Source organism: Streptomyces sp. NRRL S-495 (assembly GCF_000966955.1).
GTDB classification, from domain to species: Bacteria; Actinomycetota; Actinomycetes; order Streptomycetales; family Streptomycetaceae; genus Kitasatospora; species Kitasatospora purpeofusca.
Map to the genome: position 1 here is coordinate 1 of NZ_JZWY01000803.1, position 5,803 is coordinate 5,803.

Annotated in this window: 5 protein-coding genes and 1 pseudogene; 4 read left to right on the forward strand and 2 right to left on the reverse strand. The window is 71.8% G+C overall.

The window, feature by feature from the left end; genetic code table 11:
* Window positions 1-81: 81 nt before the first annotated feature.
* Window positions 82-906 (reverse strand): IclR family transcriptional regulator, encoded by an 825-nt coding sequence (locus VR45_RS33770; protein ID WP_045943723.1) that lies wholly within the window; start codon window positions 904-906, stop codon window positions 82-84.
* 320 nt (window positions 907-1,226) lie between these two features.
* On the opposite strand from VR45_RS33770, the gene VR45_RS33775 reads away from it, so the two are divergent.
* The 4 genes and pseudogenes from VR45_RS33775 to VR45_RS33790 all read left to right on the forward strand — a co-directional run bounded on the left by VR45_RS33775 (window position 1,227) and on the right by VR45_RS33790 (window position 4,941).
* Complete coding sequence (locus VR45_RS33775; protein WP_045943724.1) at window positions 1,227-2,534, forward strand: extracellular solute-binding protein; 1,308 nt, start codon at window positions 1,227-1,229, stop codon at window positions 2,532-2,534.
* Between the two features lie 67 nt (window positions 2,535-2,601).
* Window positions 2,602-3,480, forward strand: a pseudogene (locus tag VR45_RS33780) (sugar ABC transporter permease); the annotation flags it as partial.
* Window positions 3,477-4,325, forward strand: coding sequence for a carbohydrate ABC transporter permease (locus VR45_RS33785; protein ID WP_045943726.1), 849 nt, complete (start codon window positions 3,477-3,479; stop codon window positions 4,323-4,325). The pseudogene VR45_RS33780 and the gene VR45_RS33785, both read left to right, overlap by 4 nt.
* A gap of 88 nt (window positions 4,326-4,413) precedes the next feature.
* The gene (locus VR45_RS33790; RefSeq protein ID WP_045943727.1) at window positions 4,414-4,941 is read left to right on the forward strand and encodes an aminoglycoside adenylyltransferase; all 528 of its coding nucleotides are present in this window, start codon (window positions 4,414-4,416) and stop codon (window positions 4,939-4,941) included.
* A 24-nt stretch (window positions 4,942-4,965) separates the two neighbouring features.
* Here the strand turns inward: VR45_RS33790 and VR45_RS33795 are convergent, their stop codons facing one another.
* A complete protein-coding gene (locus VR45_RS33795; protein ID WP_078897108.1) occupies window positions 4,966-5,637 on the reverse strand; it encodes an alpha-ketoglutarate-dependent dioxygenase AlkB in 672 nt (223 codons plus the stop codon).
* Between the last annotated feature and the right edge of the window lie 166 nt (window positions 5,638-5,803).

Consider the following 5,803-nt stretch of genomic DNA (forward strand, 5'->3'; position numbering starts at 1 on the left):
GGTCGAACGGGCCCGGTACCTCCTGAGGTACCGGGCCCGTTCGCGTTCCCGGGCCCGGATGCCGGAGAGGTCCCGTTCGCCTCACCCGACCGGGCGGTCGGAGCCGAGTTCGCGGGAGATCCGCAGGCCGACCTGGGCGACCACCGGGCCGAGGGCGCGGACCCGGGCGGCGGTCATCCGGGAGGTCAGGCCGGAGATCGAGAGGGCGGCGGTGACCTCGCCGGTGTGGTCGAAGATCGGGGCGGCGACGCAGCGGACCTCGGGCTCGTTCTCGCGGTCGTCGATGGAGTAGCCGCGGGCGCGGATCCGGGCCAGGTCGGCGCGCAGCCGGGGCTCGTCGGAGATGGTCCAGGCGGTGACCGGGCGCAGCCCGGCCGCGACCACCTCGGTGACCGCCTCCTCGGGGAGCCAGGCCAGGATCGCCTTTCCGGTGGCGGTGCAGTAGGCGGGGGCCCGGCTGCCGACCCGGGAGGCCATCCGGACGTTGGTCTCGTCCTCGACCTTGTCCAGGTAGACGATGCCGGGCGCCTGCCAGACGGTCAGGTGGACGGTCTCGCCGGCCTCGCGCTGGAGGCGGCGCAGGTGCTCGGCGGCGACGCTGCGCAGGTCGAGGGTGGAGAGGTAGGCCTGGCCGAGCCGGAGCGAGCCGTGGCCGAGCCGGAACCAGCCGGTCTCCCGGTCGCGGTCGAGCAGGTGCTCGTCGAGCAGCGGGCCGGTCAGCCGCAGCACGGTCGACTTGTTGAGGTCAAGCGCCTCGGCGAGCTGGGCGAGCGGCACGCCGCGCCCGTCGCCGTGGTCGCGGACGTAGCCGAGGACGGACAGCGCGCGGCGCAGCGACGACGACTGGTTGCGCTCGCCCGCCGCCTTCCGCGGTTTCCCGGTGGTGGCGGCGGTCTGCTCCGTCATCGGTCCGTTCCCCTCTCGTTCCGCCGTCCGACTGCGGCGGTTGTCGAACCGTACCCCCTACGGGCATGCGGGCCGCGTTTTCGATACAGCGTTGTGCACTGCAAAACTTCCCGAATCGGCTCTTGTTGGGCGTCCGCGCCCCCGCCTAACGTCCCTGGCATCGAGCAGGCGACGCCGCCCGTCAGAGCGGCCGCACTGCCGTACCCACCCGCGTCACCACCCCCACATCCACCATCGGCCCCGGTCAGGGCCTGCTGCGACGTGCCCGTCCGCGACGGCGCGTCCCGGCGGCAGCTGTCGGGAGGGGAGGCTTCCCACCCATGCGCATCGTCAGACTGACCACCGCGGCCGCCGTCCTCGCCGCCACCTGTCTTGCCGCCGCCTGTTCACCCGGCACCGCCGTTCCGGCCGGGGAGAAGGCCGCCGACGACAAGAGCGGCACCCTCCAGGTCTGGCTGTACAACGAGGCCGGCAACGCCGCCAAGGAGGCGGTGGTCGCCAAGGCGGTCACCGAGTTCCAGACGGCCCACCAGGGCGTCACCGTCAACGTCAGCTACATCGACACCGACGCCTCGGCCCGCGCCGCCAAGATGAAGGGCGCGTTCAACGACCCCAACAGCGCCCCGGACCTGGTCGAGTTCGGCAACACCGACCTGCCCGGCTACGTCGCGGCCGGCGGTCTCGCCGAGATCGGCGCCGACCTCGACACGTGGGCGGACAAGGGCGACCTGGACCCGGCGATCGCCAAGACCGCCGTGCTCGACGGCAAGACCTACGGTCTGCCGTGGTGGGTCGGTGTGCGCGCGCTGTACTACCGCACCGACCTGTTCACCGAGGCCGGACTGGCCGCGCCGGCCTCCTACGACGAACTGGTCGCCGCCACCCGGAAGATCCACGCCGCGCACTCCGACACCTTCGGCATCGCGATCGGCGGCAAGTACACCTTCGGCGCGCTGCCCTTCGTCTGGGACGCGGGCGGCGACATCGCCGCCAAGGACGGCGACAAGTTCAAGGCGGCGATCGACTCGGCCGCCTCGCAGGCCGGGGTGAAGCGCTACACGGACCTCTTCGACGAGGCCGGCTGCCCGGCGCAGCAGTGCGCCGACCTCACCGGTGGCAAGACCGTCGACCTGTTCGCGGCCGGCAAGGCCGCCATGGCGATCCTGCCCAACTCCAGCCGCAGCAAGGTGGACGCGGGCGCGGCCAAGGGCAAGTACGCGGTCGTCCCGCTGCCCGGTGCCAAGGCCGGCACCATCGCCCCCGCCTTCGCCGGCGGCAACAACCTCGGCGTCATGAAGGCGGCCAAGCACCGCACCCTGGCCGTGCAGTTCGCCCAGCTGCTGGCCGGCCCCGGCTACCAGGAGCAGATGTACGACGCGATGGGCAACCTGCCGACCCTGAAGTCGGTCAACGCCAAGGTCGCGGCCAAGGACGCCTTCCTGAAGCCGTTCACCGACACCGTCGCGGCCGGTACCCGCTTCGTCCCGCTGGACCAGGCCTGGGCGCAGATCGACGCGCAGTCCGTCATCCCGACCATGCTCCAGCAGGTCGTCACCGGCAAGGCGGACGTGGCGAAGGCCTCGGGCGACGCCGCCACGCAGATCACCTCGGCCTTCGCCGCCCGCTGAGCCCGCCCCCGGGAATCCAGAGAGCAGGTCCCGCACGTGTCCGCACCCACCACGACCGCCCCGCCGTACCCCACTGCTGCTCCTGCTGCCGGCGGCGGTCGTCATGATCCCGCTGGTCGCCTATCCGATCTACCAGCTCGGTCTGCTGTCCGTCCTGAACTTCGGGCAGGCGCAGGCCTCCGGCGGCGTGCCGACGAGTTTCGTCGGCCTCGGCAACTACCGGAAGATCCTGAGCGACGGGCAGTTCTGGTCGGTGCTGTCGCAGACGCTCGGCTTCGCCGCGTTCTGCGTGGTCGCCACCCTGGCCGTCGGCGCCACCCTCGCGGTGCTGCTGGCCAGGGTGGGCCGGGTGCCCCGGCTGGTGCTGACCACCGCCGCGATGGCGGCCTGGGCGGCGCCGGCGATGACCGGTTCGACGGTGTGGAGCTTCCTGTTCGACACCAACCTCGGCCTGGTCAACAAGACCCTGGTGGGCATCGGCCTGGACGGCTTCCACGAGTTCAACTGGTTCTACGACAAGTGGACGGCCTTCCTGATCGTCGGAGCCGTCGTCGTCTGGCACTCCTTCCCGTTCGTCATGGTGACGCTCTACGCGGGCATCAGGGCGATCCCGGCCGAGGTGCTGGAGGCGGCGGCGCTGGACGGCGCCAACACCTGGACCACCTTCCGCCGGATCACCGCCCCGATGCTCCGGCCGATCCTGACCATCGTGGTGATCCAGTCGGTCATCTGGGACTTCAAGGTCTTCACCCAGATCTATGTGATGACCGAGGGCGGCGGCATCGCCGGCCAGAACCTCGTGCTCAACGTCTACGCCTACCAGAAGGCCTTCGCCTCCTCCCAGTACGGGCTGGGCGCGGCCATCGGCGTGATCATGCTGCTGGTCCTGGTCGTCCCGACCGTCCTCTACATCCGCTCGCTGCGCAGGACGGGGAACGAACTGTGAACGCCCGTAGCCGCTGGCGCCTCGGCGCCAACACCACCGCCCTCCTGGTGGCTGTCGTCACCGCCTTCCCGATCTTCTGGATGGTGCTCTCGGCCTTCAAGCCGAAGGGCGAGGTGCAGTCGCTCGACCCCCGGCCGTGGACGGCCCACCCCACCCTGGAGAGCTTCCGCCAGGTGCTGAGCGTTGACGGCTTCGGGCGGTACTTCGTCAACAGCCTGGTGATCGCGCTGTCCGTGGTGGTGCTCTCCGCGCTGGTGGTCTTCCTCGCGGCGGTCGCGGTGACCAGGTTCAGGTTCCGTTTCCGCACCACCGTCATGGTGATGTTCCTGATCGCCCAGATGATCCCGGTCGAGGCGCTCACCATCCCGCTGTTCTTCATGTTCCGCGACGCGGGCCGGTTCGCGCCGGGCATCGGCCTCAACACCCTGGCCTCGCTGATCCTGGTGCAGCTGGCCTTCTCGCTGCCGTTCGGGATCTGGATGATGCGGGGCTTCGTCGCCGCGGTGCCGGTGTCGATCGAGGAGGCCGCGCAGATCGACGGCGCGAGCCGGACCCGGATCCTCTGGACGGTCCTGCTGCCGCTGGTTGCCCCGGGGCTGGCCGCGACCAGCGTGTTCTCCTTCATCGCGGCGTGGAACGACTTCGTCTTCGCCAAGACCTTCATCATCAGCGCGACCGAGAACCAGACCCTGCCCTCCGCGCTGCTGGTGTTCTTCAAGCCGGACGAGAACGACTGGGGCGGCATCATGGCGGCCTCGACGCTGATGACCGTGCCGGTGCTGATCTTCTTCATCGCGGTGCAGCGCAAGCTGGTCTCCGGACTGGCGGGCGCCGTCAAGGACTGAGAGCCGGCAGGGCCGGTCCTTCGGCGGAAAACGCCGTGACGGAGGGGCTGCGGCGGGTGTAGCGTCCGGGCCCGTGGAGGTGGGGTCCATGGACCGGGAACGTGCCGACGGGCAACTCGCGCAGATCGCCGAGACGGTGGGCCTCGCCCGCCGTCTCGGCACCCGTGTCTGGCTGCGGGGCGGCTGGGCGATGGACTTCTTCCTCGGCACGTGGACCCGCGACCACGAGGACATCGACTGGTTCGCCCCGGCCGCCGACGCCGCCGTGCTCGCCGCCGGCCTCCGCGCCCTCGGGTACGCGCCGCTGGAGGGCGTCCCGCCGGAGCAGCAGCTGGACTTCGTCAAGGACGGCCTGGAGTCGAGCTTTACCCTGGTGGACCTCGCGCCGGACGGCCGGGTGCTGGTGGCCGGCGGGCCCTGGGCCGGGACGGCCTGGCCGGCCGGGCTGCTGGACGGGCCGCCGGGGCGGCTCGACGGGCTGGTCTGCCCGGTGGTCGCGGCCGAGGCGCAGATCGAGATCAAGCGGATGATGCCGGTCTGGGACCCGCGTCGCCCCCGGCGGGCGAAGGATGCCGAGGACATCGCCCGCCTGCGGGCGGCCCTGACGGAGGCGTAACGCCCGCAGGGCCCGGCGCTGTGGTCAGGAGACGCCGCGCGGCCGGAACTGGACGCTGATCCGGGGCCCCGCCGGCCGGGCCGTCTTGGGGACGGCGTGCTCCCAGGTCCGCTGGCAGGAGCCGCCCATCACCAGCAGGTCGCCGTGCCCCAGCCGGTGCCGGACCACCGGCCCGCCGCCGCCCCGGGGCCGCAGCAGCAGGGCCCGGGGCTCGCCGACGGAGAGGATCGCCACCATGGTGTCCTCACGCTCCCCGCGCCCGATCCGGTCGCCGTGCCAGGCCACGCTGTCCCGGCCGTCCCGGTAGTAGCAGAGCCCCAGCGTGCGGAACGGCTCGCCCAGCTCGGGCCGGTAGTACGCGCTCAGCGCCGTCCGGGCCGCGCCCAGCACCGGGTGCGGCGGCGGGTCGTCCTCCCGGTAGGAGGCGAGCAGCCGGGGGACGTCCACGGTCCGCTCGTACATCTCGCGGCGTTCGGCCCGCCAGGGCACCTCGGCGGCCAGCTGTTCGAACAGCCGGTCGGCGCCGCGCAGCCAGCCGGGCAGCACGTCCACCCAGGCGCCCGCTCCCAGGACCTCCCGGCGCACCCCGGTCGGCGACCCGGTCAGCAGCCCGGTCAGCGGCCCGAGGACCGGCCCGGCCGGGCCGGGGTCGTCGAACAGGGACGGCTGGCGGTGGACGGCGGCGGTGGTGCTCATGGCTCCAGCCTACGCCTGGAATCGAACATATATGCGAGTGAAGGGATGGGTGGGGTGGTCGGAGGGGGTGGGCGGACCGATTTCTGACCAGGGGCGATCGCCTGCTAGTGTTCATCCCGTCGGAAGGAAACGATCTTCGCGGAGCGGGGATCGGATCGGTTCGAAC

Bases quoted from the DNA above. Each gene is read 5' to 3' on its own strand.
- VR45_RS33775 (WP_045943724.1), top strand. From the start codon at position 1,227: ATGCGCATCGTCAGACTGACCACCGCGGCCGCCGTCCTCGCCGCCACC.
- VR45_RS33770 (WP_045943723.1), bottom strand. From the start codon at position 906: ATGACGGAGCAGACCGCCGCCACCACCGGGAAACCGCGGAAGGCGGCG.
- VR45_RS33790 (WP_045943727.1), top strand. From the start codon at position 4,414: ATGGACCGGGAACGTGCCGACGGGCAACTCGCGCAGATCGCCGAGACG.
- VR45_RS33795 (WP_078897108.1), bottom strand. From the start codon at position 5,637: ATGAGCACCACCGCCGCCGTCCACCGCCAGCCGTCCCTGTTCGACGAC.